Origin of the sequence: Shinella sp. S4-D37 (assembly GCF_040812195.1) — a bacterium.
In the GTDB taxonomy this organism is placed as follows: Bacteria; Pseudomonadota; Alphaproteobacteria; order Rhizobiales; family Rhizobiaceae; genus Shinella.
This window is the reverse complement of record NZ_JBFNXL010000005.1, coordinates 3509037-3534857: the sequence shown is the minus strand read 5'-3', so window position 1 is coordinate 3534857 and position 25821 is coordinate 3509037. Positions and strand designations below refer to the sequence as shown.

At 67.3% G+C, this 25821-nt stretch carries 27 protein-coding genes; 13 read left to right on the top strand and 14 right to left on the bottom strand.

The features are described 5' to 3' along the window. Positions 1-8: 8 nt before the first annotated feature. The 4 genes from AB3G45_RS24825 to AB3G45_RS24810 form a co-directional block, all read right to left on the bottom strand. Positions 9-674 carry an OmpA family protein gene (locus tag AB3G45_RS24825; RefSeq protein ID WP_367833069.1) on the bottom strand — a complete coding sequence of 222 codons (666 nt, stop codon included), beginning with the start codon at positions 672-674 and terminating at the stop codon, positions 9-11. Positions 675-754: 80 nt separating this feature from the next. After that, entirely contained in the window at positions 755-1645 is an 891-nt protein-coding gene (locus tag AB3G45_RS24820; protein ID WP_367833068.1) for a DMT family transporter, read from the bottom strand. A gap of 94 nt (positions 1646-1739) precedes the next feature. Next, a complete protein-coding gene (locus AB3G45_RS24815; protein ID WP_367833067.1) occupies positions 1740-2765 on the bottom strand; it encodes a histone deacetylase family protein in 1026 nt (341 codons plus the stop codon). 145 nt (positions 2766-2910) lie between these two features. After that, positions 2911-3321: a hypothetical protein gene (locus tag AB3G45_RS24810; RefSeq protein ID WP_367833066.1), complete on the bottom strand. Its 411-nt coding sequence runs from the start codon at positions 3319-3321 to the stop codon at positions 2911-2913. 126 nt (positions 3322-3447) lie between these two features. Here AB3G45_RS24810 and AB3G45_RS24805 point away from each other — a divergent pair, with 126 nt between their 5' ends. Next, entirely contained in the window at positions 3448-4248 is an 801-nt protein-coding gene (locus AB3G45_RS24805) for a helix-turn-helix domain-containing protein (protein WP_367833667.1), read from the top strand. Here AB3G45_RS24805 and AB3G45_RS24800 read toward each other — a convergent pair. Both AB3G45_RS24800 and AB3G45_RS24795 read right to left on the bottom strand, forming a co-directional pair. Further along, positions 4206-4595, bottom strand: a complete 390-nt coding sequence (locus AB3G45_RS24800; RefSeq protein WP_367833065.1) for a GtrA family protein — start codon at positions 4593-4595, stop codon at positions 4206-4208. The genes AB3G45_RS24805 and AB3G45_RS24800 overlap by 43 nt on opposite strands. Then, a complete protein-coding gene (locus AB3G45_RS24795) occupies positions 4592-5590 on the bottom strand; it encodes a glycosyltransferase (RefSeq protein WP_367833064.1) in 999 nt (332 codons plus the stop codon). The genes AB3G45_RS24800 and AB3G45_RS24795 overlap by 4 nt, the downstream gene beginning before the upstream one ends. Before the next feature lie 113 nt (positions 5591-5703). On the opposite strand from AB3G45_RS24795, the gene AB3G45_RS24790 reads away from it, so the two are divergent. Further along, positions 5704-7533: a hypothetical protein gene (locus AB3G45_RS24790; RefSeq protein ID WP_367833063.1), complete on the top strand. Its 1830-nt coding sequence runs from the start codon at positions 5704-5706 to the stop codon at positions 7531-7533. An 82-nt stretch (positions 7534-7615) separates the two neighbouring features. After that, complete coding sequence (xseA, locus tag AB3G45_RS24785) at positions 7616-9202, top strand: exodeoxyribonuclease VII large subunit (protein ID WP_367833062.1); 1587 nt, start codon at positions 7616-7618, stop codon at positions 9200-9202. Between the two features lie 15 nt (positions 9203-9217). On the opposite strand, the gene AB3G45_RS24780 is transcribed toward xseA, so the two are convergent. The 3 genes from AB3G45_RS24780 to ybaK form a co-directional block, all read right to left on the bottom strand. Then, positions 9218-10006: a pyrroline-5-carboxylate reductase family protein gene (locus tag AB3G45_RS24780; protein ID WP_367833061.1), complete on the bottom strand. Its 789-nt coding sequence runs from the start codon at positions 10004-10006 to the stop codon at positions 9218-9220. Further along, the gene (locus AB3G45_RS24775) at positions 10003-11256 is read right to left on the bottom strand and encodes an aminopeptidase (protein ID WP_367833060.1); all 1254 of its coding nucleotides are present in this window, start codon (positions 11254-11256) and stop codon (positions 10003-10005) included. The genes AB3G45_RS24780 and AB3G45_RS24775 overlap by 4 nt, the downstream gene beginning before the upstream one ends. A 68-nt stretch (positions 11257-11324) precedes the next feature. Next, positions 11325-11798 (bottom strand): Cys-tRNA(Pro) deacylase, encoded by a 474-nt coding sequence (ybaK, locus tag AB3G45_RS24770; protein WP_367833059.1) that lies wholly within the window; start codon positions 11796-11798, stop codon positions 11325-11327. A 295-nt stretch (positions 11799-12093) separates the two neighbouring features. Between ybaK and AB3G45_RS24765 the strand changes: the two genes are divergently transcribed. Beyond that, positions 12094-13023 carry an IS110 family transposase gene (locus AB3G45_RS24765; RefSeq protein ID WP_367833608.1) on the top strand — a complete coding sequence of 310 codons (930 nt, stop codon included), beginning with the start codon at positions 12094-12096 and terminating at the stop codon, positions 13021-13023. 132 nt (positions 13024-13155) lie between these two features. On the opposite strand, the gene pcaF is transcribed toward AB3G45_RS24765, so the two are convergent. From pcaF to AB3G45_RS24750, 3 genes are read right to left on the bottom strand one after another with little or no spacing between them, the layout of a single operon-like run. Continuing rightward, positions 13156-14361 (bottom strand): 3-oxoadipyl-CoA thiolase, encoded by a 1206-nt coding sequence (gene pcaF, locus AB3G45_RS24760; protein ID WP_367833058.1) that lies wholly within the window; start codon positions 14359-14361, stop codon positions 13156-13158. 8 nt (positions 14362-14369) lie between these two features. Next, on the bottom strand, positions 14370-15059 hold the full coding sequence (locus AB3G45_RS24755; RefSeq protein ID WP_367833057.1) for a CoA transferase subunit B: 690 nt from the start codon (positions 15057-15059) through the stop codon (positions 14370-14372). Further along, the gene (locus AB3G45_RS24750; RefSeq protein WP_367833056.1) at positions 15056-15763 is read right to left on the bottom strand and encodes a 3-oxoacid CoA-transferase subunit A; all 708 of its coding nucleotides are present in this window, start codon (positions 15761-15763) and stop codon (positions 15056-15058) included. Before AB3G45_RS24750 ends, AB3G45_RS24755 begins: the two co-directional genes overlap by 4 nt. A 253-nt stretch (positions 15764-16016) precedes the next feature. Here AB3G45_RS24750 and AB3G45_RS24745 point away from each other — a divergent pair, with 253 nt between their 5' ends. Together AB3G45_RS24745 and AB3G45_RS24740 are read left to right on the top strand one after the other, a co-directional pair. Further along, the gene (locus tag AB3G45_RS24745) at positions 16017-16772 is read left to right on the top strand and encodes an IclR family transcriptional regulator (RefSeq protein ID WP_367833055.1); all 756 of its coding nucleotides are present in this window, start codon (positions 16017-16019) and stop codon (positions 16770-16772) included. 59 nt (positions 16773-16831) lie between these two features. Further along, positions 16832-17482, top strand: a complete 651-nt coding sequence (locus AB3G45_RS24740; protein ID WP_367833054.1) for a sulfite oxidase-like oxidoreductase — start codon at positions 16832-16834, stop codon at positions 17480-17482. Here AB3G45_RS24740 and AB3G45_RS24735 read toward each other — a convergent pair. Then, positions 17467-18351 carry a helix-turn-helix domain-containing protein gene (locus AB3G45_RS24735; protein WP_367833053.1) on the bottom strand — a complete coding sequence of 295 codons (885 nt, stop codon included), beginning with the start codon at positions 18349-18351 and terminating at the stop codon, positions 17467-17469. The genes AB3G45_RS24740 and AB3G45_RS24735 overlap by 16 nt on opposite strands. 95 nt (positions 18352-18446) lie before the next feature. Between AB3G45_RS24735 and pobA the strand changes: the two genes are divergently transcribed. Next, on the top strand, positions 18447-19619 hold the full coding sequence (gene pobA, locus AB3G45_RS24730; RefSeq protein ID WP_367833052.1) for a 4-hydroxybenzoate 3-monooxygenase: 1173 nt from the start codon (positions 18447-18449) through the stop codon (positions 19617-19619). Positions 19620-19640: 21 nt separating this feature from the next. Here pobA and pcaQ read toward each other — a convergent pair whose 3' ends face one another. Continuing rightward, the gene (gene pcaQ, locus AB3G45_RS24725) at positions 19641-20564 is read right to left on the bottom strand and encodes a pca operon transcription factor PcaQ (protein WP_367833051.1); all 924 of its coding nucleotides are present in this window, start codon (positions 20562-20564) and stop codon (positions 19641-19643) included. 95 nt (positions 20565-20659) lie between these two features. Between pcaQ and pcaD the strand changes: the two genes are divergently transcribed. The 6 genes from pcaD to AB3G45_RS24695 all read left to right on the top strand — a co-directional run bounded on the left by pcaD (position 20660) and on the right by AB3G45_RS24695 (position 25692). Further along, on the top strand, positions 20660-21472 hold the full coding sequence (pcaD, locus tag AB3G45_RS24720) for a 3-oxoadipate enol-lactonase (protein WP_367833050.1): 813 nt from the start codon (positions 20660-20662) through the stop codon (positions 21470-21472). Then, positions 21465-21869 (top strand): 4-carboxymuconolactone decarboxylase, encoded by a 405-nt coding sequence (pcaC, locus tag AB3G45_RS24715; RefSeq protein ID WP_367833049.1) that lies wholly within the window; start codon positions 21465-21467, stop codon positions 21867-21869. The genes pcaD and pcaC overlap by 8 nt, the downstream gene beginning before the upstream one ends. A gap of 7 nt (positions 21870-21876) precedes the next feature. Next, a complete protein-coding gene (pcaH, locus tag AB3G45_RS24710) occupies positions 21877-22626 on the top strand; it encodes a protocatechuate 3,4-dioxygenase subunit beta (protein WP_367833048.1) in 750 nt (249 codons plus the stop codon). Then, on the top strand, positions 22626-23240 hold the full coding sequence (gene pcaG, locus AB3G45_RS24705) for a protocatechuate 3,4-dioxygenase subunit alpha (protein ID WP_367833047.1): 615 nt from the start codon (positions 22626-22628) through the stop codon (positions 23238-23240). The genes pcaH and pcaG overlap by 1 nt, the downstream gene beginning before the upstream one ends. An 85-nt stretch (positions 23241-23325) precedes the next feature. Then, positions 23326-24381 carry a 3-carboxy-cis,cis-muconate cycloisomerase gene (locus tag AB3G45_RS24700; protein WP_367833046.1) on the top strand — a complete coding sequence of 352 codons (1056 nt, stop codon included), beginning with the start codon at positions 23326-23328 and terminating at the stop codon, positions 24379-24381. Positions 24382-24519: 138 nt separating this feature from the next. After that, a complete protein-coding gene (locus tag AB3G45_RS24695; protein ID WP_367833045.1) occupies positions 24520-25692 on the top strand; it encodes an ABC transporter substrate-binding protein in 1173 nt (390 codons plus the stop codon). Positions 25693-25821 lie beyond the last annotated feature (129 nt).

The following is a 25821-nucleotide window of genomic DNA, read 5'->3' as shown; positions in this document are numbered from 1 at the left end:
CTGACGGATCAGCCCTGCTTGAGCGGCGAGATCGCGATCTCGACGCGGCGGTTCTGCGCGCGGCCCATTTCCGAGGCGTTGGAGGCGATCGGGCGCTCCAGGCCGTAGCCCATCGCCGACATGCGGCGCGGGTCGACGCCGCGCCCGGCGAGATAATTGGCGACCGAATTGGCGCGGCGGTTGGACAGATCCATGTTGTAGCCGGCATTGCCGACCGAATCGGTATGGCCGTCGACGTCGATCAGCGTCTTGTCGAACTTGCGCAGCACGATCGCCACCGAATCGAGCGTCGGATAGAACGGCGGGATCACCTGGTCCTGGTCGGTGGCGAAGGTGACGTTCGACGGCATGTTGAGCACGATGCGGTCGCCCACGCGGGTCACGGAAACGCCGGTGCCCTGGAGCTGGGCGCGCAGCTCGGCTTCTTGGTTGTCCATGTAGTTGCCGATGGCGCCGCCGGCCAGCGCGCCGACGCCGGCGCCGATCAGCGCGGCATTGCGGCGCTGCACCGGGTTGTTGCCGATCAGCAGGCCGGCCACCGCGCCGACGCCCGCGCCGATCGCCGCACCGCCGGCCGTGTTGGAAACCTTCTGCTCGCCCGTATAGGGGTCGGTGGTCGTGCAGGCGGAAAGATAGAGCGCGGCAACCGCGACGACAGCGCATTTCTTGTACATGCAGGCATCCCCGAGACTTCGATGATTCTGCTTCAACCTACCGATTGCGGCAGGAACATGAAAGGGGCCACGCTTCTGCTTCAGGCTTCGCTGCTGCCGCCGGAGGTGACGCCGGCGCTCGCGGCGACCACGAGGCCCGTGCCGAGCATCTGCAGGGGCGTCATCGGCTGGCTGAGCACGAGGAAACCGGCAAGCGCGCCGAGGGCCGGCTCGATGCTCATCAAGATACCGAAGGCCGCCGTCGGCATGCGGCGCAGCGCGATCATCTCCAGGGCGTAGGGAATGAGCGGCACGAGGAGCGCAAGGCCGAGCATCGTGCCGAGCCCTTCCGGGTTCAGCACCTCGGCGGCGCGCGGCAGGCCGAATGGGGTCGCGACGATTGCCGCGAAGACCAGCGACATGGAGAGCCCTTCGAGCCCCTTGAACGCTGCGCCGGTCTTCTTCATGAGGATGATGTAGGTGCCCCAGCCGGCGCCGGCACCGCAGGCAAACAGCATGCCCACGGGATCGCCGACCCAGCCCGCGCCGTCATGCGACAGCAGCACGACGCCGACAAAGGCCGCGCCAGGCCAGATCAACCGCCAGCCCGTGCCAAGCGACCAGGTGGCGACCGCCAGCGGTCCGAGGAATTCGATGGCGACGGCAAGGCCGAGCGGGATGCGGTGGATCGCCGCGAAGAAGCAGAGTGTCATTGCCGCCATTGTGGCGCCGAGCAGCATGGCGCTCTTCCACTGATCGCGGCCGTAGGAGCGTATCGGCGGACGAACGATCAGGGCGAGGATCGCCGCCGCCATGACGAGGCGCAGGAATGTCGTGGTCGAGGGGCCATAGGCATCGATCGCGGTCGCCGAGAAAGCCGAGCCGAACTGGATGCTCGACATCGAGCCGAAGCACAGCAGGATGCCCGTGAGGAGCCCCGCATTGCCCGAGCCCGAAAGTCCGCCGCCCGTCGCTGTCTGTTGTTCGGCCATGAAACCCCCTCCCGGCACTTCGTCCTAGAGGAGGGGGCGTCACGCGGCAAATGGATAATCGTGACGCCTTGCTTCAGGAAAATTGATGCCGGTCTCAGTCGCTAATACCCTTCAGCGTGTTGGCGACGTTTGGGCCGATTTCCGGCACGCCGTAGCCGCCTTCCATGACGACGAGCACCGGCACGCCGCTTGCCGCGACCGCCCGCCCCATCGTGATATAGTCCGGCGAGGTCAGCTTGAAGAAGGAGATAGGGTCCTTCTCGAACGTGTCGACGCCGAGCGAGAGCACGATCGCCTCGGCGCCGAAGGCGGCGATGCGCTTCAGGGCATCGTGGAGCGCGGCTTCCCAGACGGAATAGGGCGTGCCCGGTGGCATCGGATAGTTCTGCGTCGTGCCTTCGCCGGCGCCCTTGCCGGTCTCTTCCGCATAGCCGAGGAAATGCGGGAAGGCTTCGGCCGGATCGCCGTGCAGTGAGGCGAAATAGACGTCGCCCCGCTCGTAGAAAATGTCCTGCGTGCCGTTGCCGTGGTGGAAGTCGACGTCGAGCACGGCGACCTTCCTCGCGCCCTTGTCGAGCAAGCGCTGGGCGGCGACGGCGGCGTTGTTGATGAAGCAGTAGCCGCCGAAACTGTCGATGCCGGCATGGTGACCCGGCGGCCGGCAGAGTGCGAAGGCTGCCTTCGCGCCGCCCGCGACGATGTCGGCCGCCGTCACCGCGCTCTGCATGGAGGAGACGGCCGCCTCCCAGGTGCCGGGCGTGATCGCCGTTTCCGTGGCGTTGCAATAGTAGCCGATGAGGCCGTCGATCTGGGTCGGGATGCGCGGCGAGGTGCGGCGCACGGGGAACGAGGTGGCGATGGCCTCGCCCTTGTAGCCGGCCGCCTGCCATTTCTCCCAGGCGCCCTCCAGGAAGGCAAGGTAGCCGGCATCGTGCACCTTCAGCGCGGTTTCCAGCCCGTGGCGTTCCGGCGCCGAGACGTCGGTGAAGCCGGCATCCTTGACCGCGGCGAGAATCCACTCCGCCCGGAACGGCGCCTCGAAGGGCGGCACAAGCTCGCCGCCGTAAAGCTCGGTGCGAGCGTTTCTGAGCTTGTGGTCCTCGGAAAAGATAACGCGCATGAAGGGCTCCCCATTGTCATTCGGACGCGACGGTAGTGCATTTTCCAGGGAAGGGAAATCTCTCGCACGGGGTAGTTGGCGGCATTGAAAACGGCAGGCGTCCCCGCGCCCGGCGGGGGCGCAGGAGGCGCTGGGGCCGGCGCGCTCAGGCGAGCGCGGCGCGCCGCTGGCGGCCGAGGCCGATCCGCTTGAGAAGCAGCACATCGGCGACGACCACGGCGGCAAGCGCGATAAGGCCCATGCCGGTGACCGTCAGCCCGTTGCCGGCGAAGACGAGGACGGCGATGCTGCCGACGATCCAGGCCGCATCGCCCGCAATGGCGAAACGGACGGCGGCGGGCGAGGGCCGTTCCTGCCGGCCGACGGCGAGGTGGAAGGCGCCCCAGAGGGCGAAGAAGGCCGCGAAGCCGTTGAGGATGGCCGGTGTCGCAAGCGGACCGACCAGGGTGCCGATCGGACCCGACAGGCCGAAGAGCAGGGCGGCGGCGGCGAGCGAGAAGACGCCGTCGGCGAGCATGACGGACTTCATGAGGTTGCGGTTGAGGGCAGAAAGCATCGTGGGCTCCTTTCGGTTTCGATGGGACGATCCTGCCGGGGCCGGTGACGTAAACCAATTACCTTGGAGGTAATGGAAATCATGCCGGGCCTCCTGTTTAGTGGGGGCGACGAAGAGGAGGACGGCATGGAGTTCGGCGAGCATCTGAAGGAATGGCGCGGCCACCGGCGCATGAGCCAATTGGAGCTGGCAAGCGAGGCCGGCATTTCCGCCCGCCATCTCTCCTTCCTGGAGACCGGCCGCTCGCGTCCCTCGGAGGGCATGATCCTTCGCCTCTCCGCCGTGCTCGACATCCCCGCGCGCGACCAGGGCATGCTGTTCTCCGCCGCCGGCTTCCGCCCGCGCTTCGCGACGGCGCCGGCCGCCAGCCTTGCCGCCTTTCCGCCGGCCGTGGCGGAGGCGATCGGCCTCATCCTCGCCCGCCACGACCCCTATCCCGGCGTCGTGTTCGACCATGAATACAACGTGCTCACCGCCAACCAGGCCTTTCTCGATCTCGCCGGCATGGCGGGCATCGCCGTCTCGCCGGGCGACAATTTCCTCGATGCCTATCTCGGCCCGACGCCGCTGCGTTCCATCGTCGTCAACTGGGCGCAGTCGGCCGCCGACCTCGTGCACCGCATCCGCGCCGAGGCCTGGCTGCAGGGGCCGCGCAGCCCGCTTTCGAAACGCATCGAGCGGCTGGCCGCGGCCGCGGACATCCAGGCCGCGCTGGAGGCCTTTCCGGAAACGGACCGACTGCCGATCCTGCCGATCGAGATGAAGGTCGGCGCAAAGCATTTCAACTGGATCACCACGCTCACCTCCTTCGGCTCGGCGCAGGACGCGCTGGTGCAGGGCGTACTGATCGAGAGCTTCTTCCCGGTTGATGCCGGGACGCGCGCTCATTTCGAGGGCGGGGAGGCGCCGAAGACGAAGCGGGAATAGCCGAGGAAGGACCAGGCCATCGCGGCGGCGGAGGCGATGGCGAGCGCGAAGACCGGAGGGAAGCCGGGAAAGGCGAGGACGATCGCCGAATAGACCGCGTAGTTGAGGAGCGCGGCGCTGATCCCGACGCCGCCGTAGCGCGCGCCCTCCGCCGCAAGGCTGCGGTCGCTGCGGCCGAAGGTGAAGGTGCGGTTCAGCCAGAAGGTGAAGAGCATGGCCGCCGTAATGGCGCCGATCCGCGCGACGAGCGGGCCGAGCGCGGTCATATGGAGGAGCAGCGCGAGCACGCCGGCATCGACGAGGAAGCCGGCGCCGCCGGCGACCGCGAAGAACAGCAGGCGCTTCACGCGGCGTGCGAGCGCACCGCCGACCCTTCCGCCCGGCGCGTGCGGTGCCGGTAGCCGGTATGGCCGGCGGACTGGTTCATGTAGTGGATGCGCAGTTGCTCGGCTCTGGCACGCGCCAGGGAATCGAGGATGAGGCCGGCGGAGAAGACGAGGAACGAGATCATCATCAGCGCGAGCGAGAAGACCCAGGTTGGCATGCGCTCGACGAGGCCGGTGCGGAAATAGGCCGCCAGAACCGGCGCCATGAAGGTCAGGCTCGCCGCCATGAAGAGGCTGCTGATCGCGCCGAAGAACACGAAGGGCCGCGTCTCCTTCATCAGCATGGCGAACATCCAGAGGATCCTCGCGCCGTCCTTGAAGGTGGAGAGCTTGGAATGCGAACCCTCCGGCCGGCGGCCGTAGTCGAGTTCCAGTTCGGCGATCGGCATGCGCAGCCGCGAGGCATGCACCGACATTTCCGTCTCGATCTCGAAACCGCCGGAAACGGCCGGGAAGCTCTTGGCAAACCGGCGCGAGAAGGCGCGGTAGCCGGAGAAGATGTCGGAGAAATCGTTGCCGAACAGCGAGCGGAACAGGATGTTGAAGATGCGGTTGCCGAAGGCGTGGCCCTGCCGGCCGGCGTCGGCAGTCACGCCGCGGCGCGTGCCGACGACCATGTCGGCGCCTTCGGTGACCAGCGTGCGGATCAGTTCGGCCGCGTCGGATGCGGCATAGGTGCCGTCGCCGTCGGCCATGATGTAGATATCGGCCTCGATGTCGGAGAACATCCGGCGCACCACGTTGCCCTTGCCCTGGCGGCGCTCGCGCACGACGGTCGCGCCGGCCAGCGCCGCGCGCAGCGCGGTCGAATCGGTGGAATTGTTGTCGTAGACATAGATGCGGGCCGAAGGCAGTGCGGCGCGAAAGCCGTGGACGACGTCGCCGATCGTCTGCGCCTCGTTGTAGCAGGGCAGCAGCACGGCGATATCGAGGTCTTCCATCAGGCTTTCCGTCATGGCGGCGCGTTCTCCCGGCACGGGGCCCGCATGCGACCCACGGTTTTACTATTTCTTGAGAAGGTTAAGGCTAGGTTTCGGCTGGCTTCCAATGGTGGACGAAGGGGCGAAACGTGTCGAAAACCCTGCCTGCGACGCTGTCGCTTGCAACCGGAGAGGCGCCTGCCGGGCTCTCCGGGATGACCTGGCGCGTGCTCGCCCTCTACAGCCTCCTGGCGATCGTGCTGCTGCTGGCCCTGTCGCTACCCTTCGCGACCGACTATGTCGGCGCCGACAACGACGACAGGATGCGCCTTGTCGTGGTGCGCGACCTCCTGGCCGGGCAGGGCTGGTTCGACACGACGCAGTACCGCCTCGGCCTTGCCGGCGGCACCCTCATGCACTGGTCGCGCTTCGTCGACCTGCCGATCGCCAACCTGATCAGCGTCTTCTCGCTCTTTACCGGGCAGCGGCAGGCCGAGGCGCTGGCGTTCGCCGTTTGGCCGTCGTTCCTCGTCGTGCCGGTGCTCTTCGGCACGGGGCTCGCCGGCTACCGGCTCGGCGGCACCGTGGCCATGCATGCGACGCTGGTCCTGACCGTCGTCCTCATCCTCTCGCTGAACCGCTTCCAGCCCGGCTCGATCGATCACCACAATGTGCAGATCGCGCTGGTCGCGTGCATCGCGGCGATGCTGCTCGCCCCCGCCATGCAGCCGCGCGACCATGCCGTCGCCGGCGTGCTTGCCGGCTTCGCCATCGCCATCGGTGCGGAAACGACGCCGCTGATCGGCGCGGTCTGCCTCGTCGTCGCCCTGCGCTGGGCCTGGCATGGCCGCGCCTTCCGCGATGCGGCCACCGCCTTCGGCCTCGCGCTCGCCCTGACGGTGACCGTCGCCTTCTTTTCCACCGTCGCGCCGTCCCGCTACACGCAGGTGACCTGCGACAGCCTCTCCTACGGTTTCTACGCGCTGGCGACGCTCGGCGGCGGCACGCTGTTCCTCACGGCTTCGCTGGCGAGCGCCTGGTCGTTCCGTGGCCGGCTGGCTGCCCTTGCCGGCGCGGGCGGCATCGTCGCCGCCGCGGTGCTCCTGATCGCGCCCGGATGCCTCGCCAATCCGCTCGCCTCGCTCGATCCGCTGCTGAAGACCTTCTGGCTCGACATGGTCATCGAGGCCCAGTCGGCGCTTGCCCAGTTCCGCATCGATCCCGCGTCGATCGCCAGCTTCTATGCCACGGGCCTCCTCGCCATCGTCGTCTGCGCCAGGAGCGCCTATCGCCGCGAGGCCGCCGAGGCGCATCTCATCCTGCTCGCGCTGCTCGTCGTCGCCCTCGCCGTCTCGCTCATCCAGATCCGCGGCTCGATCTTCGTCCATGTGCTTGCCGCCATCCCGCTCGGCCGGATGATCGCCGGCCTGCGCAAGGCCGCCAATGCCGAGCCGAAGAACCTGAAGCTGGGCCTTGCCTTTGCCGGCCTGACGCTGGCCGCGACGCCCGCCACCTGGGCGATCGCCGGAGCCCTCCTTCCCGGCGCGTCGGGCAATGTGCTGCGCGCCGAGCTTGCCGGCGGTGCGAAACGGCCCGCCTGCACCGACGAAGCGGTGCTCGCGCCGCTCGCCCGCGAGCCGGTCGGCGTGGTGGCCGCCGTTTCGGACGTCGGCACCTCGATCCTGCGCTTCAGCGGCCACCGGGTGCTCTCGGCGCCCTATCATCGCAACCAGGGCGGCATGCTGACGCAGCTCCATATCGGCCTGTCCGAGCCCCGCCAGGCCGAGGCGTTCCTGCGCGGCGCCGGCGTGACGCTGCTCGCCTTTTGCCCGGGCAATGCCGAAACGCGGCTTCTGGCCGATGCCGAGCCTGAAGGGCTCTATGCCGGCCTCCTGAAGGGCGAGGTGCCGGCCTATCTGGAACCGGTCGAAGGGGTGGGCGGGCCTGTGCTGCGCCTCTACCGGGTGAAGCCGGAATAGCGCGGGGAAAACCGCGGAACGGGCTGGGGATGCCGTCGGCGGCACCCTGTCATCTACCGGCAAACGCACTACACTTTGCCGCATGAGCTTTTTTCCCGAGACTGATTCGCCCAGCAATCTTGCCGAATATTCGGTGTCGGAGCTTTCCGGCTCCATCAAGCGCACGGTCGAGCAGGCCTTCGACCAGGTGCGCGTGCGCGGCGAGGTCTCCGGCTATCGCGGCCCGCATTCCTCCGGCCACGCCTATTTCTCGCTGAAGGACGACCGCGCGCGCATCGACGCGGTGATCTGGAAGGGCAGTTTCTCGCGCCTGCGCTTCAAGCCGGAAGAGGGCATGGAGGTGATCGCGACGGGCAAGATCACCACCTTCCCCGGCTCCTCGAAATACCAGATCGTCATCGAGGCGCTGGAGCCGGCCGGCGCGGGCGCGCTGATGGCGCTGCTCGAGGAACGTCGCCGCAAGCTCGCCGCCGAAGGCCTCTTCGATGCCGAACGCAAGAGGCCGCTGCCGTTCCTGCCGAAGGTGATCGGTGTCGTCACCTCGCCGACGGGCGCCGTCATTCGCGATATCCTGCACCGCATCGCCGACCGCTTCCCGGTCCACGTCGTCGTCTGGCCGGTCAAGGTACAGGGCGAGGGCTCGGGCCAGGAGGTCGCCGCGGCCATCGAGGGCTTCAACGCCTTTGCGCCCGGCGGGCCGGTGCCGAGGCCGGACGTGCTGATCGTCGCGCGCGGCGGCGGCAGCCTGGAGGATCTCTGGAGCTTCAACGACGAGATCGTCGTGCGTGCCGCGGCCGCCTCGACGATCCCGCTCATTTCCGCCGTCGGCCACGAGACGGACTGGACGCTGATCGACCATGCCGCCGACCGCCGTGCCCCGACGCCGACGGGCGCCGCCGAAATGGCGGTGCCGGTGAAGGCCGATCTCGATGCGGAGCTCGCCTCGCTCGCCGCGCGCCTGCGCGGCGCCACGGCGCGCCAGATGGACAGCCGCCGGCAGGGCGTTCGCGCGCTCGCCCGGGCGCTGCCCTCGCTCGACCAACTGCTCGCCCTGCCGCGCCGCCGGTTCGACGAGGCGGCGGCCGGCCTCGGCCGCGGCCTGCAGATGAACACGGCGGGCAAGCGCGGCGCCTTCGAGCGCACGGCGGCGCATCTGCGGCCCGACATGCTTCTCACCCGCATCGCCGAGCGCCGCCAGCGCGTCACTGAGCGCCTGCAACGCGCCGAGCGCATCGTCGAGCGCCGGCTCGACCAGTTCCGCGCGCGTCTTTCCGCCTTCGACGTCTCGCTGCGCGCAACGCCCGCCCGCATCGCCGCGCAGACTGGCCGGGCGCGCGACCGACTGTCGGGCCTTGCGCTGCGGGCAGAAAGCGCGCTCGCCGGCGATCTCGCCCGCCGCCGGGCCCTCCTGCAGGCGCAGGACCGCATGCTGCAATCGCTCTCCTACCGCAACGTGCTGAAGCGTGGCTACGCGCTGGTGCGTGACGAGGAAGGCGCGCCGGTGAAAGGCGCCGTCGGTCTCGGCCCCGGCCGCGCCATCGCCATCGAATTCGCCGACGGCACGGTGGACGCCGTCACCGGGGCGGGCGGCAGCACGCCGCCCCGCAAGAGAGCCGCGAAGGGCGAGGCAGAGGAGAAGCCGGCGCCCCGCCAGGGCTCGCTGTTCTGAAGCCCGGCGGACGGATCAGTCCGCGCCGTCCTGCGCCCGCCGGCGCGCCGCCGTCAGCCCGGTGAAGACGGCATGGGCGAGGTCGGCGTCGATCATCGCGGAAAGGCCGGCCGCCGTCGTGCCGTGATATTCCATGAACAGTTCCACGATATCGGCCGGCGTGTCGCTGACGCTCGCCATCTGCGTGGCGGCGCCGAGGAAGAGCTGGCGCACCGCAAGCACCGCCGTCTCCGGGCCGATGCCCGATTCGATCGCATGGCGGATCATCGCATCTGCCATCAGCGCCGGAAAGGCCGCGCCCGAGCCTGTCAGCGCGGTGAAATAGTCGAGCTCCTGCTCGTCGGTGATGAAATGCGGACGTCCCGAGGCGGCGAAGAAGCGCCGGGCGAAGTCCATTTCCGATTCGCGCACGTCATCCGTCGCGAACCAGGGCGTGAAGGAGAGGCGCTGCTCGGCGCAGGCATTCGGCATCGCCCGTACGATGCGCCGGACACCGAAACGGTCGCCGATCTCCTCCGCCGTCACCCCCGCCATGACGGAGATGACGAGCCGCCCGCGCAGGTCGATGTCGATCGCGTCGAGATCGCCGGGGCGCACGGACAGGACGATGGTGTCGCAGGCATCGACGAGGATCGCGTTGTCCGTCGTCATGTGCACGCCGGGCCAGGCCTCGAAACCCGAAATATTGCCCGAGCGCGAGGACAGCACGAGATCGGTCGGCATGACGAGGCGATCGGCCAGCACCGGCCGGAGCAGGGCCCCGGCCAGCCAACCGCCGCCGCCGATCACGCCGAGATGGCTCATGCCCACTCGCCGGCGCGCATGACGGGCGCGCGGCTGCCGTCGGCGCGCACGCCGTCGATGTCCACCTTGTCCGAGCCGATCATCCAGTCGATATGGATGAGGCTCTCATTGCCGCCCTGCGCGCGGATCTGGTCCGGCGTCAGGCTCGCGCCGTCGAGGAAGCACTTCGAATAGCACTGGCCGAGCGCGATGTGGCAGGAGGCGTTCTCGTCGAACAGCGTGTTGTAGAACAGGATGCCGCTCGCCGAGATCGGCGAGGAATGCGGCACGAGGGCTACTTCGCCGAGCCGGCGCGCGCCTTCGTCGGTATCCAGCACCTTGCTCAGCACCGCCTCGCCCTTCGACGCCTTCGCCTCGACGATCCGGCCGCCCTCGAAGCGCACCTGGATGTCGTCGATCAGCGTGCCCTGGTGGGAGAGCGGCTTGGTGGAGGAGACATGGCCTTCGACGCGCAGCGCATGCGGCGTGGTGAAGACCTCTTCCGTCGGGATGTTCGGGTTGCAGGTGATGCCGTTCTTGGCCGTCGACGCGCCGCCGTGCCATTCGTGGCCGTCCGCGAGCCCCACGGTCAGGTCCGTGCCCGGCCCCTTGAAGTGCAGCGCGGAAAAGCGCTCGCCGTTCAGCCAGGCCGAGCGCTTGGCAAGGCCGGCATTGTGCGCCGCCCAGGCGGCGACGGGATCGGCGACATCGACGCGCGAGGCGGCGAAGATGGCGTTGGCGAGCTTTTCGACCGCCACCTCTTCCGGATCGTTCGGGAACACCTGCTTCGCCCAGGACGGATTCGGATAGGAGACGATGTTCCAGTTGATGTCGAAATTGGCGATCTTCTCCAGCGCCGGCTTGTAGGCCGTGGAATTCGCCTTGTTGGCGCGGGCGACCCTGGCCGGGTCCTCGCCGGAGAGCAGCATCGGGTTGTCGCCGGCAATGGCGAGGCGCGCGGCGCCATTGGCATAGGCCTTGGCCATGCCCTCGTAGAGCCAGTCGCTGGCCCGGTCGAAGCTTTCGTCCGGCGCATGGTGGTAGCGCGCGAGCGTCGCCTCCTCGTCGGCATAGAAGGTGCTGACGAGGCCGGCCCCGGCCTTGTAGGCGTGCTTGGTGATGAGGCGGGCGAGCGGCAGGGCGGCGATGGGCGCCGTCATCACGAGATCCTGCCCCTTCTGGAGCTGAAGGCCGACGCGCACGGCGACCTCGGCGAGCTTGTCGAGCTTTTGCGGATCGACGGGGGAGGCGGAATTGGCGGGATAGGTCATGGCATGCCTGTCTGTTCTACGCGGATAAGGGAAACTTAGTGTGCCCGGGGCCGAAAGAGAAGGCGCAATCAGGCGATGACGGGCGCGGCGATCGCCTTCAGCGCCGACATCACGTCGCGCGGGGCAAGGCGCACCTGCAGGCCGCGCTGCCCGCCGTTCATATAGATCTGGTCGTGCGCCAGTGCCGCCTCCTCGATGGCGGTCAGCACCTGTTTCTTCTGGCCAAAGGGGCTGATGCCACCGACGACGAAGCCGGTCAGCCGCTCGGCATCCGCCGGCTTCATCATGTTGGCCGACTTGCCCTTGAAGGCGCTCGCCAGCTTCTTCATGCTGACCTCCTGGTCGGAGGGCACGATAACGCAGACCGGCTTGCCGTCCACCTCCGCCATCAGCGTCTTGAGCACGCGGGCGGGATCCTCCCCCAGCGCCTCGGCGGCCTGGATGCCGACGCGGTCGGCATTCGGATCGTAGTCGTAGGTATGGACGGTGAAGGAAACGCCGGCCTTGGCAAGGGCCTGGGTGGCGCGGGTGGTCTTGGACATGAGGGACCCGTCATCGAAGCGAGAAATTCGGTCCGCATGGGTGCAGAAGCGCGGGGGCCGTGTCAATTGTCGTTGGTGAAAAAGCCCCTCATCCGGCTGCCGCCACCTTTGTAACTTCCCTTCTGCTGCGATTGGCGGTGTATTGCCAGTTGCGGTGGCGGATGAGAGACCGCAGCACCTTTGGGCATTGAAGCCCGTGGGAGAGCTTGGGTCATCATCCGCCGTTCCATCGAACCCGAACAGTCGCCAGGGCCGCTCGCATGTGCGAAGCCCGCTTAGGCAAGGATGGGATCAGATGGATGTGATTGTTGGTATCGATGTTTCCAAGGATCGGTTGGATGTGCATGTGCAGCCAGTCGGGGAGAGCTTTTTCGTCGGCAACGACCATGCCGGCGTGGACGGCCTGATCCGCCGGCTGCGAGACGCAAAAGCCGATATCGTGGCGCTGGAAGCGACCGGTGGCTACGAAATGCTGGCAGCTGCCAGCCTGTCATCAGCCGGCTTTGCCGTTGTGGTGGTCAATCCGGCGCAGGTGCGTTCCTATGCCCATGCGCTTGGCAAACGCGCCAAGACAGATCCGATCGATGCCGCTGTGATCGCAGCCTTCGTCGCAGCAACCAGACCGGAGATCCGGCCCTTGCGCGATGAGGAGAGCGAGGCCTTCTCGGCCATCGTTTCGCGGCGCCGCCAGATCGTGCAGATGATCACGGCGGAAGAAAACCGGACACGGACGGCCCAGGCCAAGGAAACGCAGAAGAGCATCAAGCGGCTGCTTGCAGCGCTCCGACGTGAACTCGCAAGCCTCGACGGCGATCTCAACGGACGCATCCGCAAGTCGCCCTTGTGGCGGGTGCGCGAGGCGCTTTTGACCTCGGTACCGGGTGTAGGACCAACCACGGCCCGCACGCTGATGGCCGAACTGCCGGAACTCGGTAGCCTCGACCGGCGCCAGATCGCCGCATTGGCCGGGGTGGCGCCGTTCACTCGGCAGTCGGGCAAGTGGCGCGGCAAGAGCTTCATCGGTGGCGGTCGCGGCAAGGTGCGGGCTGTGCTGTTCATGGCAGCGCTGGTCGCTGCCCGTCGTAACCCGGTCCTCAAGGCCTTCCGCGATCGTCTCGTTGAAGCCGGCAAGCCCAAGATCGTCGCCATCGTCGCGACCATGCGCAAGCTTCTCACCATCCTCAACGCCATCATCCGGGACGGAAAACCATGGCAAAGCGCTTGACAGACAAGACAGTCGCTCTCCCCGCCGGGGAGAAGGGGATGCCGCGATGGTTTCCCGGTTGTTTCGTTGCTTGGGGCACGTTCCCTCTCCCCGCTTGCGGGGAGAGGGCTGGGGTGAGGGGCTATCGCAGCCTCAAGCCCGCTCCAGCACCACGGCAATCCCCTGCCCGACGCCAATGCACATGGTGGAGAGCGAGCGCGTCTTGCCGGTGAGCTGCAATTCCAGCGCCGCCGTGCCGGTGATGCGGGCGCCGGACATGCCGAGGGGATGGCCGAGCGCGATGGCGCCGCCGTTCGGATTGACGTGATCCGCGTCTTCGGCGATGCCGAGTTGGCGCAGCGTCGCAAGGCCCTGCGACGCGAAGGCCTCGTTGAGTTCGATCACGTCGAAATCGGCGGGTTTCAGGCCGAGGCGGGCGCACAGTCGCTCGGTGGCGGCGACCGGGCCGATGCCCATGATGCGCGGGGGAACGCCCGCCATGGCGCCGCCGAGGATGCGGGCGATGGGGGTGAGGCCGTATTTCCGCACCGCCGCTTCCGAGGCGACGATCAGCGCCGCCGCCCCGTCATTGACGCCGGAAGCGTTGCCCGCCGTCACCGTGCCGCCTTCCTTGCGGAAGGGCGTCCCGAGCTTGGCAAGGGCTTCCAGGGTTGTCGCGCGGGGATGCTCGTCCTTCTCGACAACGATGGCATCGCCCTTCCTCTGCGGGATGGTGACGGGTGTGATCTCCCTCGCCAGCCGCCTGTTCGCCTGCGCGGCGGCGGCTTTCGCCTGCGAGCGTACGGCGAAGGCGTCCTGATCTTCGCGGGAAATGGAAAAATCTTCAGCGACGTTCTCGCCGGTCTCCGGCATGGAATCGACGCCGAACTGCGTCTTCATCAGCGGGTTGACGAAGCGCCAGCCGATGGTCGTGTCGTAGATCTCGGCATTGCGCGAGAAGGCCGTCTCCGCCTTGGGCATGACGAAGGGCGCGCGGCTCATGCTCTCCACGCCGCCGGCGAAGATCAACTCCGCCTCGCCGGCCTTGATGGCCCGGGCGGCGGCGATGACGGCATCCATGCCGGAGCCGCAGAGCCGGTTGATCGTCGTGCCGGAGACGGAGACGGGCAGGCCTGCGAGCAGCGAGGACATGCGCGCGACATTGCGGTTGTCTTCGCCCGCCTGGTTGGCGCAGCCATAGATGACATCGTCGACCGCCTCCCAGTCGATGCCGGCATTCCTCGCCATCAGCGCCTTCAGCGGGATAGCGCCGAGATCGTCGGCGCGGACGGAGGCGAGCGCGCCGCCGAAGCGGCCGATGGGTGTGCGGACATAGTCGCAGATATAGGCTTCGGACATGATATACCTCAGAGTTCCGGCACGACGAGATCGGCGACAGGGCCTTCGACATGGAGTTTCGCGCCTGTCATGGCCTGCAGTTCCTCGATCGTCATGCCGGCGCGTTTCTCGCGCAGCACGAAATGGCCGCCGGAGACGTCGATCACGGCATGGCTGGTATAGATGCGGGTGATGCAGCCGACGCCCGTCAGCGGGAAGGTGCAGCGTTCCACCAGCTTAGGCTCGCCGTTCTTGGTGACGTGCTCGGTGATGACGACGACCTGCTTTGCGCCATGCACGAGGTCCATCGCCCCGCCGACGGCCGGCACGCCCTTGGAGCCGACGCGCCAGTTGGCGAGGTCGCCGTTCTCCGCCACCTGGTAGGCGCCCAGGATGGCGACGTCGAGATGGCCGCCGCGCACCATGGCGAAACTGTCGGCATGGTGGAAGAAGGCCGAACCCGGCTTCAGCGTCACGGCCTTCTTGCCGGCATTGATGAGGTCCCAGTCCTCCTCGCCTTCGGGCGGCGCCTCGCCGAAATCGAGGATGCCGTTCTCCGTGTGGAAGATCGCCGACCGTCCCTCGGGCTGGTAGCGCGCGACCATTTCCGGGAAACCGATGCCGAGGTTGACATAGGCGCCGTCAAAGATGTCCTGCGCGGCGCGCCAGGCGATCTGGGCGTTGGAGAGTTTTATGTCTTCGCGGGTGTCGATAGTCATGCGTAGGCCACTCCTGCGCGGATGAGGTCTTCTTCCTGCTTGGGATCTGCGACTTCGACGAGGCCGTCGACGAAGATTCCGGGGGTGACGACCTGCTCGGGATCGATGCCGCCGGGTTCGACCAACCTGCCCACCTGCACGATGGTCTTCGCCGCGGCCATGCACATCAGCGGGCTGAAATTGCGGGCGGCCTTGTTGTAGGTGAGGTTGCCGTGGATATCGCCGACATGCGCCTTGATCAGCGCGACATCCGCCTTCAACCAGCGCTCCTGCACATACATGCGGCCGTCGAACTCCGCCACCGGCTTGCCCTTGGCCAGTTCCGTGCCGTAGCTCGTCGGCGTGTAGAAGGCGGGAATGCCGGCGCCGCCGGCGCGGATGCGCTCGGCAAGCGTGCCCTGCGGCACCAGTTCCAGCTCGATCTTTCCGGCAAGATAGCGGTCGGTGAAGGCGCGCGGATCGGTGGAGCGCGGGAAGGAGCAGATCATCTTCTTCACCATGCCGGCATCGATCATCGCGGCGATGCCGATGCGCCCGTTGCCGGCATTGTTGTTGATGACGGTGAGGCCCTTCGGCCCCTTGTCGATGAGGGCGTGGATCAGTTCGATCGGTGCGCCGGAACCGCCGAAGCCGCCGATCATCACGACCGCGCCGTCGCCGATGCCGGAAACGGCCTCCGCGAGGCTGGGAATAGTCTTGTCCATGCAAAATCTCCCGTTGTCGGCAGTAGAGGTAAATCCGAACGGGAAAGCCTTCAATCCAATTTGTGCGTTATTTGACTTTTGTTCAATTACCGCACAAATTGAGCGATCGAAGCGGGATGGATTTGAAGACGGCCTCGTCTCCTCTCGACGTCATCCTCGGCCTTGAGCCGAGGATCCACGCGGCACCCACAGAGGGTGGATGCTCGGGTCAGACCATGACGGCGGAGAGGTCGCGACCGGAAAGGGACGAGGGATGCGGGAAACGGATTTCATCGGCGGTTTCGCCAAGGGGCTGACGGTCATCGAGGCCTTCGGCGAGGCGAAGCCCCGCCTCACCATCACGGATGTCTCGAAGGAGACCGGCCTCGACCGGGCGACGGCGCGGCGCTGCCTCCTTACGCTCGCCGAACTCGGCTATGCCGCCTATGACGGCAAATTCTTCGAGTTGACGCCGAAGATCCTGCGCCTCGGCCATGCCTATCTCTCGGCAACGCCCCTGCCGCGGTTGGTGCAGCCCTATCTCGACCAGCTCTCCGAAAAGGTGGGGCAGAGCGCGTCCGCCTCCGTGCTGGACGGCGCGGAGATCGTCTATGTGGCGCGGGCGGCGCAGAAACGGGTCATGTCGATCAACCTGATGCCGGGCTCGCGCCTGCCGGCCTACTGCGCCTCGATGGGCCGCGTGCTGCTGGCGGCACTTCCGGAAGCGGAGGCGCGGGCGATCTTGGAAGCCTCCGACCGCAAGGCGAACACCCCCTATACCAGGACGGAGCCGGAAGCGCTGATGGCGGAATTCGCCCGGGTGCGACGGGACGGTTTCGCGCTGATCGACCAGGAACTGGAGATCGGGCTGCGTTCCATCGCCGTGCCGCTGGAAAATGCCCGTGGCCGCGTCGTCGCCGCGCTCAATATCGGCGCCCCGGCGGCCCATGCCTCGGCGGAGGACATGGTGACGCGCTACCTGCCGGCAATGCGCGAGGTGCAGGCAGCGCTGCGGCCGGTGCTCGCCTGACCGGCCTTGACAGGAGCAAGGTCGCAGCCCCACCTTTTGCACCGCAGCAGGAGGCCGCCATGAGCGACGAGGACAGCAAGCTCACCCGCACGAAACGCCGCTGGGCGGACGAGGGCCGGTTCCTCACGGGCCGCGTTTCCCGTCCCGGCACCGATCGCCTGCCGCCCGGCCAGCATCTCGTGAACAACTGGCCGGTGCTCGATCTCGGCCAGCAGCCGGTGATCCGCCCGGAAAGCTGGCGGCTCGATGTGAAGGGCGGCGCGGAGAACCCGCAATCCTTCGGCTGGGCGGAATTCCTGGCGCTGCCGCAGAGCCAAAGGCTTTCCGACATTCATTGCGTGACCACTTGGTCGCGCTACGACAACCGCTGGGAGGGCGTCGCCACCCGCGACCTGCTCGACCGCGTCATGCCGCGGCCGGAGGCGGATTTCGTCCTGCTGACGAGCTATGACGGCTATACGACCAACCTGCCGCTCGCCGATTTCGCAGCCGAGGACGCCATCCTCGCCACCCATTGGGAGGGCCGGCCGCTCTCCGTCGAGCATGGCGGACCGATGCGCCTCGTCGTGCCGCATCTTTATTTCTGGAAAAGCGCCAAGTGGCTGACGCGCATCGATTTCCTGCCCGGCGACCAGGCCGGCTTCTGGGAGCGCAACGGCTATCACATGCGCGGCGACCCCTGGGCCGAGGAGCGCTATTCCGACGCCTGAGCGGAAAGCCGCGCCCGTTCCCGCAGCCGCCAGGCGCGGGGCGTCTCGCCCGTTTCGCGCAGGAAGTAGCGGGAGAAATAGGCGGGATCGGCAAAGCCGAGGCCAAGCGCGATCTCCTGCGCCGGCGCCTCGGTGAAGACGAGTTCGCGTTTCGCCTCGTCGATCAGCTTGCGGCCGATATAGGCATGCGCCGTCAGGCCCGTCGCGGCCTTGACGATGCGATTGAGATGCGTCGGCGAGATGCCGAGTTCGCCGGCATAGAAACCGGCCGGTTTCTGGCCGCGGAAGTGCTGCTGGATCAGGCCGTTGAGGTGCTCCATGCGCCGCGCCGCCTCGCCGGCGTCGCCCGCCGCCTCGTCCCGGCTCCAGAGCCGCGCGGCAAGCGTCAGGACGGAGACCAGATAGGCCTGCATCAGGTCGGTGCGCCCGCTTCGCCGCGCCGTCCATTCGTCCGCAAGCCGCCCGAGCGTCGACAGCACGAAGGCGCCGTCCGGATCGCCGGGATCGAGCGGCGTCACGCGCGGCGCGGAGACGAAGCGCGCTGCTTCGCCGGCAAGGCGCAGATGCGAGGCGAGCAGGGTGAAGACATAGCCGTCGACATCGCGCGAGAACCGGAAACCGTGGTCGAGGCCCGGCGGCACCGTGGCAATGGCGGGCGGGGCCAGCGTCAAGCGCCGTTCCTCGAACAGCGCATCGCCCGAGCCGGCGGAAATATACAGGATCTGGAAGAAGCTCTCGTGCCGGTGCAGGCCGATCTCATAGCGGTGAAGGCTGCTGCGCGACGGGATCGTTTCGCAGTGCAACCAGAAATCCGGCCCGTTTCCGGCCCTTTCGCCATAGAGATCGTAGGTCGGGACGGGCTTTTTCATGATGTTCGTTTTGTACAAGTTCATGGCCGATCCGTCCATTGTCCGGCGCTGTCCTTCCCACCGACAATTTGCGAAATGCCAGTTCGGAGGAAAGCATGCGCGTTCAGGTCGTCATCATCGGTTCGGGTCCGTCGGGCCTGCTGCTCGGCCAACTGCTCGGCAATGCCGGCATCGAGACGGCGATCCTCGACCGGTCGAGCCGGGCGCACATCCTCGGCCGCGTGCGGGCCGGCGTGCTGGAGGAGGGCACGACCGCGCTGCTCGACAAGGCCGGCGTCGGCGCACGCATGCATGCCGAGGGCCTGCCGCATGACGGCTTCTCCCTCGCCTTCGACGGGCGCGACCACCGCATCGACCTCTTCGGCCTCACCGGCGGCAAGCGCGTCATGGTCTACGGCCAGACGGAGCTGACGCGCGACCTGATGGAGCAGCGGGAGGCTGACGGCCGGTCGACCGTCCACGAGGCGGCGAACGTCACGCCGCACGCCTTCGACGGCGCGGCGCCCTATGTCACCTACGAGAAGGACGGCGTCGCCCACCGGATCGACTGCGACTTCATCGCCGGCTGCGACGGCTTCCACGGCGCCAGCCGCAAGGCCGTGCCGGAAACGGCGATCCGCACCTTCGAGAAGGTCTATCCCTTCGGCTGGCTCGGCCTTCTTGCCGAGGTGCCGCCGGTCAGCGACGAGCTCGTCTATGCCAATCATCCGCGCGGCTTTGCCCTGTGTTCCATGCGCTCGCTGACCCGTAGCCGCTACTATCTCCAGTGCGCGCTCGATGAGAAGATCGAGGCCTGGTCCGATGCGCGCTTCTGGGACGAGCTGCGCCGCCGCCTTCCCGCCCATCACGGCGAGGCGCTGGTCACCGGACCGAGCTTCGAGAAGTCGATCGCGCCGCTACGCTCCTTCGTCGCCGAGCCGATGCGGTTCGGCCGGCTGTTCCTCGTCGGAGACGCCGCCCATATCGTGCCGCCCACCGGCGCCAAGGGCCTGAACCTTGCGGCAAGCGACGTGCACTATCTCTTCTCCGGCCTCCTGGAGCACTACCAGGAAAGCTCTAAGGCCGGTCTCGACGCCTATTCGGCAAGGGCGCTCGCCCGGGTCTGGAAGGCCGTGCGTTTCTCCTGGTGGATGACGAGCATGCTGCACCGCTTTCCCGCGACCGGCGATTTCGACCAGAAGATCCAGGAGGCCGAGCTCGACTACCTCACCCATTCCCGCGCCGCCGAAACGGTGCTGGCGGAAAACTACGTCGGCCTGCCCTACTGACGATGAAGCGGTGAACGGCGCTCAAGCCGCGGGCGAGACCTGGCCCGCCACCTCGCGGATGGTCTGGATGAGGATCGACAGCGGCATGGAGGGCACGGCGTCGGTGCGCATGGTGAGGCCGACGGGACCCTTCGTGCCGCTGGTGTCGATCGGCAGGGCGGCAAGCTTGCCATCGGCGATATCGGCCGCCACCACCCCTTCAGAGATGATCCAGATCGCCTCGCTCTCGCGCACGAAGGCACGGCCGAAGGCGTCGGAAACGGTCTCGATCTGGTTCGAGAGGCCCGCGATGCCGTTGGCGATCAGGAAGCTTTCGACGAAGGGACGGATGATCGAGGCGCGCGTCGGCATCAGCACGGGATAGGCGTCGAGGCCGGCGAAGGCCGAGCCGCCGGCCAGCAGCGGATGGCCGGCCCGCACGCAGAAGACCACCTTTTCCGAGTAGAGATGCTCGAAGGAGAAGCCCGCCATCTTCTCCGGCGCGGCAAGGCGCCCGACGACGAGGTCGAGGTCGCCGACACGCAACTGTTCCAGGAGAACCGCGTTCTCCCCAGTGACGATCTTTATGCGCGCGCCCGTCTCCTCCGCGAGGAACAGCGCCATCGCCTTCGGCATGATGCGCGTGGAGACGGTCGGCAGGGCGCCGATGCGGATCGGCGGCGCATCGCCCGAAAGCGACTGCGAGACCGAATCGAAGCCTTGCCGGAGCGCCGCCAGCACCGCGCCGGCATGCTTGAGGAAGACCTCGCCGTGCCGGGTGATCCTGATGCCGCGGCCGTCGCGCTCGAAGACGGCGATGCCGAGAACCTCCTCCAGTTCGCGGATAGTCTTCGTCACGGCGGGCTGGCTGACATGCAGGATCTCCGCCGCCTTCATCACGCTTCTCTGGCGGGCCACCTCGACAAAGGTCTGCAGATGGCGGAACTTGATGCGGCTGTCGATCACGGCTTTCATAACCCTCAAGTTAACGAAACGGCATGAAATATCATTTTACCTAACCAGATCAAGAGCCCAATCTGGGGGTCCGGGAGGAGACAGAAGTGCAGTTCGCAACCGTCAACGACGTCATCTTGCATCACCAGCTGATCGGCGGGCCGGCGGGCCGGCCGGTGATCGTCTTTGCCAATTCGCTCGGCACCGACTTCCGCATCTGGCGCGACGTCGTCGTGCGCCTTGCCGGCGACTTCCCGATCGTCACCTATGACAAGCGCGGCCATGGTCTGTCCGATCTCGGCCAGGTGCCCTATTCGATCGACGACCACGTCCTCGATCTCGCCGCGCTGCTCGACCGGCTCGACGTGAAGGACGCGGTCATCTGCGGCCTTTCCGTCGGCGGCATGATCGCGCAGGGGCTTGCGGCGAAGCGGCCGGACCTCGTCCGGGCGCTGGTGCTCTGCGACACCGCGCACAAGATCGGCACGGCCGAAATGTGGAACGCTCGCATCGAGAGCATCGAGGCCAAGGGTATCGAGAGCCTTGCCGACGCCGTCCTGGAGCGCTGGTTCACGCCGGCCTTCCGCCGCCCGGAGAACGCCGCCTATCACGGCTACCGCAACATGCTCACCCGCCAGTCCGCCGTCGGTTATGCCGCTACCTGCGCAGCGCTGCGCGATGCCGACCTCACCCGTTCGACGGAACGCCTCGCCGTGCCGACGCTCTGCGTCGTCGGCGACCAGGACGGCTCGACGCCGCCCGATCTCGTCCTGTCCATGGCCAAGCTCATTCCCGGCGCCCGCTACGAGGTCATCAAGGATGCCGGGCACATTCCCTGCGTCGAGCAGCCGGAAATGCTGACGGAGATGATCCGCGCCTTCATTGCCACCCTACCTGCCGGAGACGAGCCCCATGGCTGACGCCCATACCTTTTCCGACCGCTACCGCCAGGGCATGGTGACCCGCCGCGCGGTGCTCGGCGACAGCCATGTCGACCGCGCCGCCTCCGGCACCACCGCCTTCGACCAGCCCTTCCAGGAGCTGATCACGGAAGCGGCCTGGGGCACGGTCTGGTCTCGGCCCGGCTGGACGAAGCGCGAGCGCTCCATGGTCACGATCGCGCTGCTGGCCGCGCTCGGCCATGACGAGGAGGTGGCGATGCATGTGCGCGCCACCGTCAACACCGGCGCCAGCCGCGAGGATATCGCCGAGGCGCTGCTGCATGTGGCGATCTATGCCGGCGTGCCGGCCGCCAACCGGGCGATCAGGATCGCCAAGCACGTTTTCGAGGACATGGACGCGGAACAGGCGGCCTGAGGGAACCATGACGGACCTTTCCAATCGCAAGCCCGAGACGGGCGCCTTCTTCTCCCGCGATCGCCTCTGGCATCCGCCGGGCCTGACGCCGGGCTACAAGACCTCGGTGCTGCGCTCGCCGCAGAAGGCCTTACTCTCCCTCGACGGCACGGTCTCGGAAATCACCGGCCCGGTCTTCGGCCATTCCATCCTGGGCGAGCTCGACAACGACCTGATCCACAATTTCGCAAAAACCGGCGAAAGCGCGATCGGCGAGCGCATCATCGTGCATGGCCGCGTGCTCGACGAGCGGGCGCGGCCGGTGGCGGGCGCACTGCTCGAATTCTGGCAGGCCAATGCCGGCGGGCGCTACCGCCACAAGAAGGAGAGCTACCTCGCCCCGCTCGATCCGAATTTCGGCGGCTGCGGGCGCACCATCACCGACGAGGACGGCTACTATGCCTTCCGCACCGTCAAGCCCGGGCCCTACCCCTGGCCCAACGGCGTCAACGACTGGCGCCCGGCGCATATCCATTTCTCCGTCTTCGGCCACGGCTTCGCCCAGCGGCTGATCACGCAGATGTATTTCGAGGGCGACCCGATGATCTGGAAATGTCCCATCGTGCAGACGATCCCGGACAGGGCGGCCATCGAGCAGCTGGTCGCCGCGCTCGACTGGGGCAACACGATCCCCATGGATGCGCGCGCCTACAAGTTCGACATCGTGCTGCGCGGCCGCCGCTCGACGCTTTTCGAAAACCGGATGGAGGGCAACTGATGGTGCAACCGCTCGGCTACCTCAAGGAAAGCGCCTCGCAGACGGCGGGGCCTTACGTCCATATCGGCCTCACGCCGAACTTCTCCGGCATCACCGGCGTCTACGAGCGTGATCTCGGCGCGACCATGGTGAACGATCGGACACTTGGGCGGCGCATCGCCATCACCGGCCGGGTGCTCGACGGCACCGGCACGCCGCTGAAGGACGCGCTGATCGAGATCTGGCAGGCGGATGCCGCCGGCCTCTACAACAGCCCCTCGGAACTGCGCGGTAGCGCCGATCCCAATTTCTCCGGCTGGGGCCGCGCCGCCACCGATGGCGTCACCGGCGAATACCGCTTCGAGACGATCAAGCCCGGCCGCGTGCCCTTCAAGGACGGCCGCCTGATGGCGCCGCACATCTCGCTCTGGATCGTCGCCCGCGGCATCAATCTCGGCCTCAACACGCGCCTCTATTTCGGCGACGAGGCGGCGGCCAATGACGAGGACCCGGTGCTCGCCCGCATCGAGCACCGGGTGCGCGTGCCGACGCTGATCGCGGCGGCGGACGGCGACGACTACCGCTTCGACATCCACCTGCAGGGCGAGAAGGAAACGGTGTTCTTCGATATCTGAGGTGGCGTATAGTGAGCCTTCCGCCGCGTGGGTCCTCGGGTCAAGCCCGAGGACCCACGCGCTTCCCATCGGAAAAGAGCGACCCATGACCGTCTCTCCCTTCGATCACCCCTATCTCTCCGGCCTCCTCGGCGACGAGGCGGTGGCGGCGCTGTTTTCCGTCGCGGCGGAACTCGAGGCCATGCTGGCCTTCGAGGTGGCGCTGGCAAAGGCTGAGGCGCAGGCGGGCGTCATCCCCTCGGACGCGGCCGGGGCGATCGAGGCTGCCGCGCACCGTTTCTCGCCCGATGTCGCAAGTCTCAGGGCCGCCACCGCCCGTGATGGCGTGGTGGTGCCCGATTTCGTTCGCCAGCTCCGCGCCGCCGTCGGCGAGCCGTATGGCCGGCATGTGCATGTCGGCGCGACCAGCCAGGATGTCGTCGACAGCGGACTGATGCTGCGCCTCTCCCGCATCCTGCCCGTTCTTGAAGAACGGCTGGAAGGGCTGGCCGGTATGCTCGATGGCCTCGCCGTCACCTTCGGCGATCGGGAACTGATGGGCCGCACCCGCATGCAGGCTGCCATCCCCATCACCGTGGCGGATCGCGTGGAAGCCTGGCGCGCGCCGCTGGAGCGCCATCGCACGCGCTTGAACGGCCTGATGGAGGAGGGCCTTGCCGTGCAGTTCGGCGGGGCGGCGGGCACGCTGGAAAAGCTGAGCGGAAGGGCGCCGGCGGTGCGCGCCGCGCTCGCCCTCGGCCTCGGCCTTGCCGATGCCCCGCAATGGCACAGCCAGCGCGACCGCATCATGGATCTTGCCGCCCTCCTGTCCGCCATCACCGGCAGCCTGGGAAAGATCGGGCAGGACATCGCCTTGATGGCCGACCGGGGCGAGGAGATCGCGCTCGCCGGCGGCGGCTCCTCCTCCGCCATGCCGCACAAGCAGAACCCGGTCGCTGCCGAAGGGCTGGTGACGCTCGCCCGCTTCAATGCGGCGCAGCTCGGCGGGCTGGCGCAGACGATGGTGCATGAGCAGGAGCGCTCCGGCGCGGCCTGGACGCTCGAATGGCTGATCCTGCCGCAGATGGTGGTCGCCGCCGGGGCAGCCCTTCGCCTTGCCGATGCGCTGCTGTCGTCGATCCGCCGGCTGGGTGCCGCGTGACCTATTCGCATAATTTCTAAGTTATGAAATGGCCCGATTTTTTCATTTTACATTACCGTTTCATCTGGCAATCTGACAAAAATCTAGTTTGCACAGGATCGAGCGCCGGCGGGAGACCGGCCTTTCAGGGAGGAAGACATGAAGCATTTTGCGATCGCCGCGCTGGCGGCTGCGCTGATGGGCGGCGTTGCCCATGCCGATACGATCAAGGTCGGCGTCGTCGGGCCGTTCTCCGGTCCCTTCGCGCTGCAGGGCAAGAACTTCAAGGCGGGCATCGACGCCTATATGGCGCTGAACGGCAACACGGTCGGCGACGACACGATCGAGGTGATCTACCGCGACATCCCGACCGCCGACCCGGCGCAGTCCAAGGCGCTGTCGCAGGAACTCGTCGTCAAGGAAGGCGTACAGTACCTGGCCGGATTCTACTTCACGCCGGATGCGATGGCAGCGACGCCGCTGCTCGAGCTGGCGAACGTGCCCATGGTGGTGATGAATGCGGCGACCTCGGCCATCGTCACCAAGAGCCCCTATGTGGTGCGCACCTCCTTCACCACCTGGCAGACCTCGACGCCGATCGCCAAGGTCGCCTTCGACGGCGGCACCAGGAAGATCATCTCCGTCGTCAGCGACTACGGCCCGGGTGTCGACGCGGAAGCCGCCTTCAAGGCGGGCTTCGAGGCGGCGGGCGGCGAGATCGTCGAGGCGATCCGCATGCCGCTCCAGACCAACGATTTCTCGCCTATCATGCAGCGCATAAAGGATTCGGGCGCCGAGGGCGTCTTCGCCTTCCTGCCCTCCGGCCCGACGACGCTCGGCTTCGTCAAGGCCTTCAACGAGAACGGCCTCAAGGACGGCGGCATCAAGTTCTTCGCCCCCGGCGACCTGACGCAGGAATCCGACCTGCCGGCGCTCGGCGAGGCGGCGCTCGGCCTCACCACCACCTTCCACTACGCCGTCTCGCACGATTCCGCGGAAAACAAGAAATTCGTGGAAGCCGCAGGCAAGGCGATCGGCAACCCGGCGGAACTCTCCTTCCCCGCCGTCGGCGCCTATGACGGCATGCATGTCATCTACAAGATGATCGAGGCGACGGGCGGTGAGCAGGATGCGGCCAAGGCGGTCGAGGCCGTAAAGGGCCTTTCGTGGGAGAGCCCGCGCGGGCCGGTGACGATCGATGCGGAAAGCCGCCATATCACGCAGAACATCTATCTGCGCGAAGTGGCCAAGGCCGATGACGGGACCTATTACAACAAGGAGGTCCAGACCTTCGAGAAGCAGGGCGACCCGGGCCTTGCGGCGGCGAAGTAACGTGTTTGCGTCGGGCGGGTGGGTCCTCGGGTCAAGCCCGAGGATGACGGCGGGGAGGAGAGGTCGCGAACCCCGTCCGACGCTGCGGCAAGCGGAACCGTTGCATTGATCCACCGCCCTTCTCTTCTT

Bases quoted from the DNA above. Each gene is read 5' to 3' on its own strand.
- AB3G45_RS24700 (WP_367833046.1), top strand. From the start codon at position 23,326: ATGACCGTCTCTCCCTTCGATCACCCCTATCTCTCCGGCCTCCTCGGC.
- pcaH (WP_367833048.1), top strand. From the start codon at position 21,877: ATGACGGACCTTTCCAATCGCAAGCCCGAGACGGGCGCCTTCTTCTCC.
- AB3G45_RS24755 (WP_367833057.1), bottom strand. From the start codon at position 15,059: ATGACTATCGACACCCGCGAAGACATAAAACTCTCCAACGCCCAGATC.
- AB3G45_RS24780 (WP_367833061.1), bottom strand. From the start codon at position 10,006: ATGAGCCATCTCGGCGTGATCGGCGGCGGCGGTTGGCTGGCCGGGGCC.
- AB3G45_RS24740 (WP_367833054.1), top strand. From the start codon at position 16,832: ATGAGCGACGAGGACAGCAAGCTCACCCGCACGAAACGCCGCTGGGCG.
- AB3G45_RS24695 (WP_367833045.1), top strand. From the start codon at position 24,520: ATGAAGCATTTTGCGATCGCCGCGCTGGCGGCTGCGCTGATGGGCGGC.
- AB3G45_RS24820 (WP_367833068.1), bottom strand. From the start codon at position 1,645: ATGGCCGAACAACAGACAGCGACGGGCGGCGGACTTTCGGGCTCGGGC.
- AB3G45_RS24775 (WP_367833060.1), bottom strand. From the start codon at position 11,256: ATGACCTATCCCGCCAATTCCGCCTCCCCCGTCGATCCGCAAAAGCTC.
- AB3G45_RS24810 (WP_367833066.1), bottom strand. From the start codon at position 3,321: ATGCTTTCTGCCCTCAACCGCAACCTCATGAAGTCCGTCATGCTCGCC.
- xseA (WP_367833062.1), top strand. From the start codon at position 7,616: ATGAGCTTTTTTCCCGAGACTGATTCGCCCAGCAATCTTGCCGAATAT.
- AB3G45_RS24750 (WP_367833056.1), bottom strand. From the start codon at position 15,763: ATGGACAAGACTATTCCCAGCCTCGCGGAGGCCGTTTCCGGCATCGGC.
- ybaK (WP_367833059.1), bottom strand. From the start codon at position 11,798: ATGTCCAAGACCACCCGCGCCACCCAGGCCCTTGCCAAGGCCGGCGTT.
- AB3G45_RS24795 (WP_367833064.1), bottom strand. From the start codon at position 5,590: ATGACGGAAAGCCTGATGGAAGACCTCGATATCGCCGTGCTGCTGCCC.
- pcaG (WP_367833047.1), top strand. From the start codon at position 22,626: ATGGTGCAACCGCTCGGCTACCTCAAGGAAAGCGCCTCGCAGACGGCG.
- AB3G45_RS24745 (WP_367833055.1), top strand. From the start codon at position 16,017: ATGCGGGAAACGGATTTCATCGGCGGTTTCGCCAAGGGGCTGACGGTC.
- pcaC (WP_367833049.1), top strand. From the start codon at position 21,465: ATGGCTGACGCCCATACCTTTTCCGACCGCTACCGCCAGGGCATGGTG.
- AB3G45_RS24735 (WP_367833053.1), bottom strand. From the start codon at position 18,351: ATGAAAAAGCCCGTCCCGACCTACGATCTCTATGGCGAAAGGGCCGGA.
- AB3G45_RS24825 (WP_367833069.1), bottom strand. From the start codon at position 674: ATGTACAAGAAATGCGCTGTCGTCGCGGTTGCCGCGCTCTATCTTTCC.
- AB3G45_RS24765 (WP_367833608.1), top strand. From the start codon at position 12,094: ATGGATGTGATTGTTGGTATCGATGTTTCCAAGGATCGGTTGGATGTG.
- AB3G45_RS24805 (WP_367833667.1), top strand. From the start codon at position 3,448: ATGGAGTTCGGCGAGCATCTGAAGGAATGGCGCGGCCACCGGCGCATG.
- pobA (WP_367833052.1), top strand. From the start codon at position 18,447: ATGCGCGTTCAGGTCGTCATCATCGGTTCGGGTCCGTCGGGCCTGCTG.
- pcaF (WP_367833058.1), bottom strand. From the start codon at position 14,361: ATGTCCGAAGCCTATATCTGCGACTATGTCCGCACACCCATCGGCCGC.
- AB3G45_RS24815 (WP_367833067.1), bottom strand. From the start codon at position 2,765: ATGCGCGTTATCTTTTCCGAGGACCACAAGCTCAGAAACGCTCGCACC.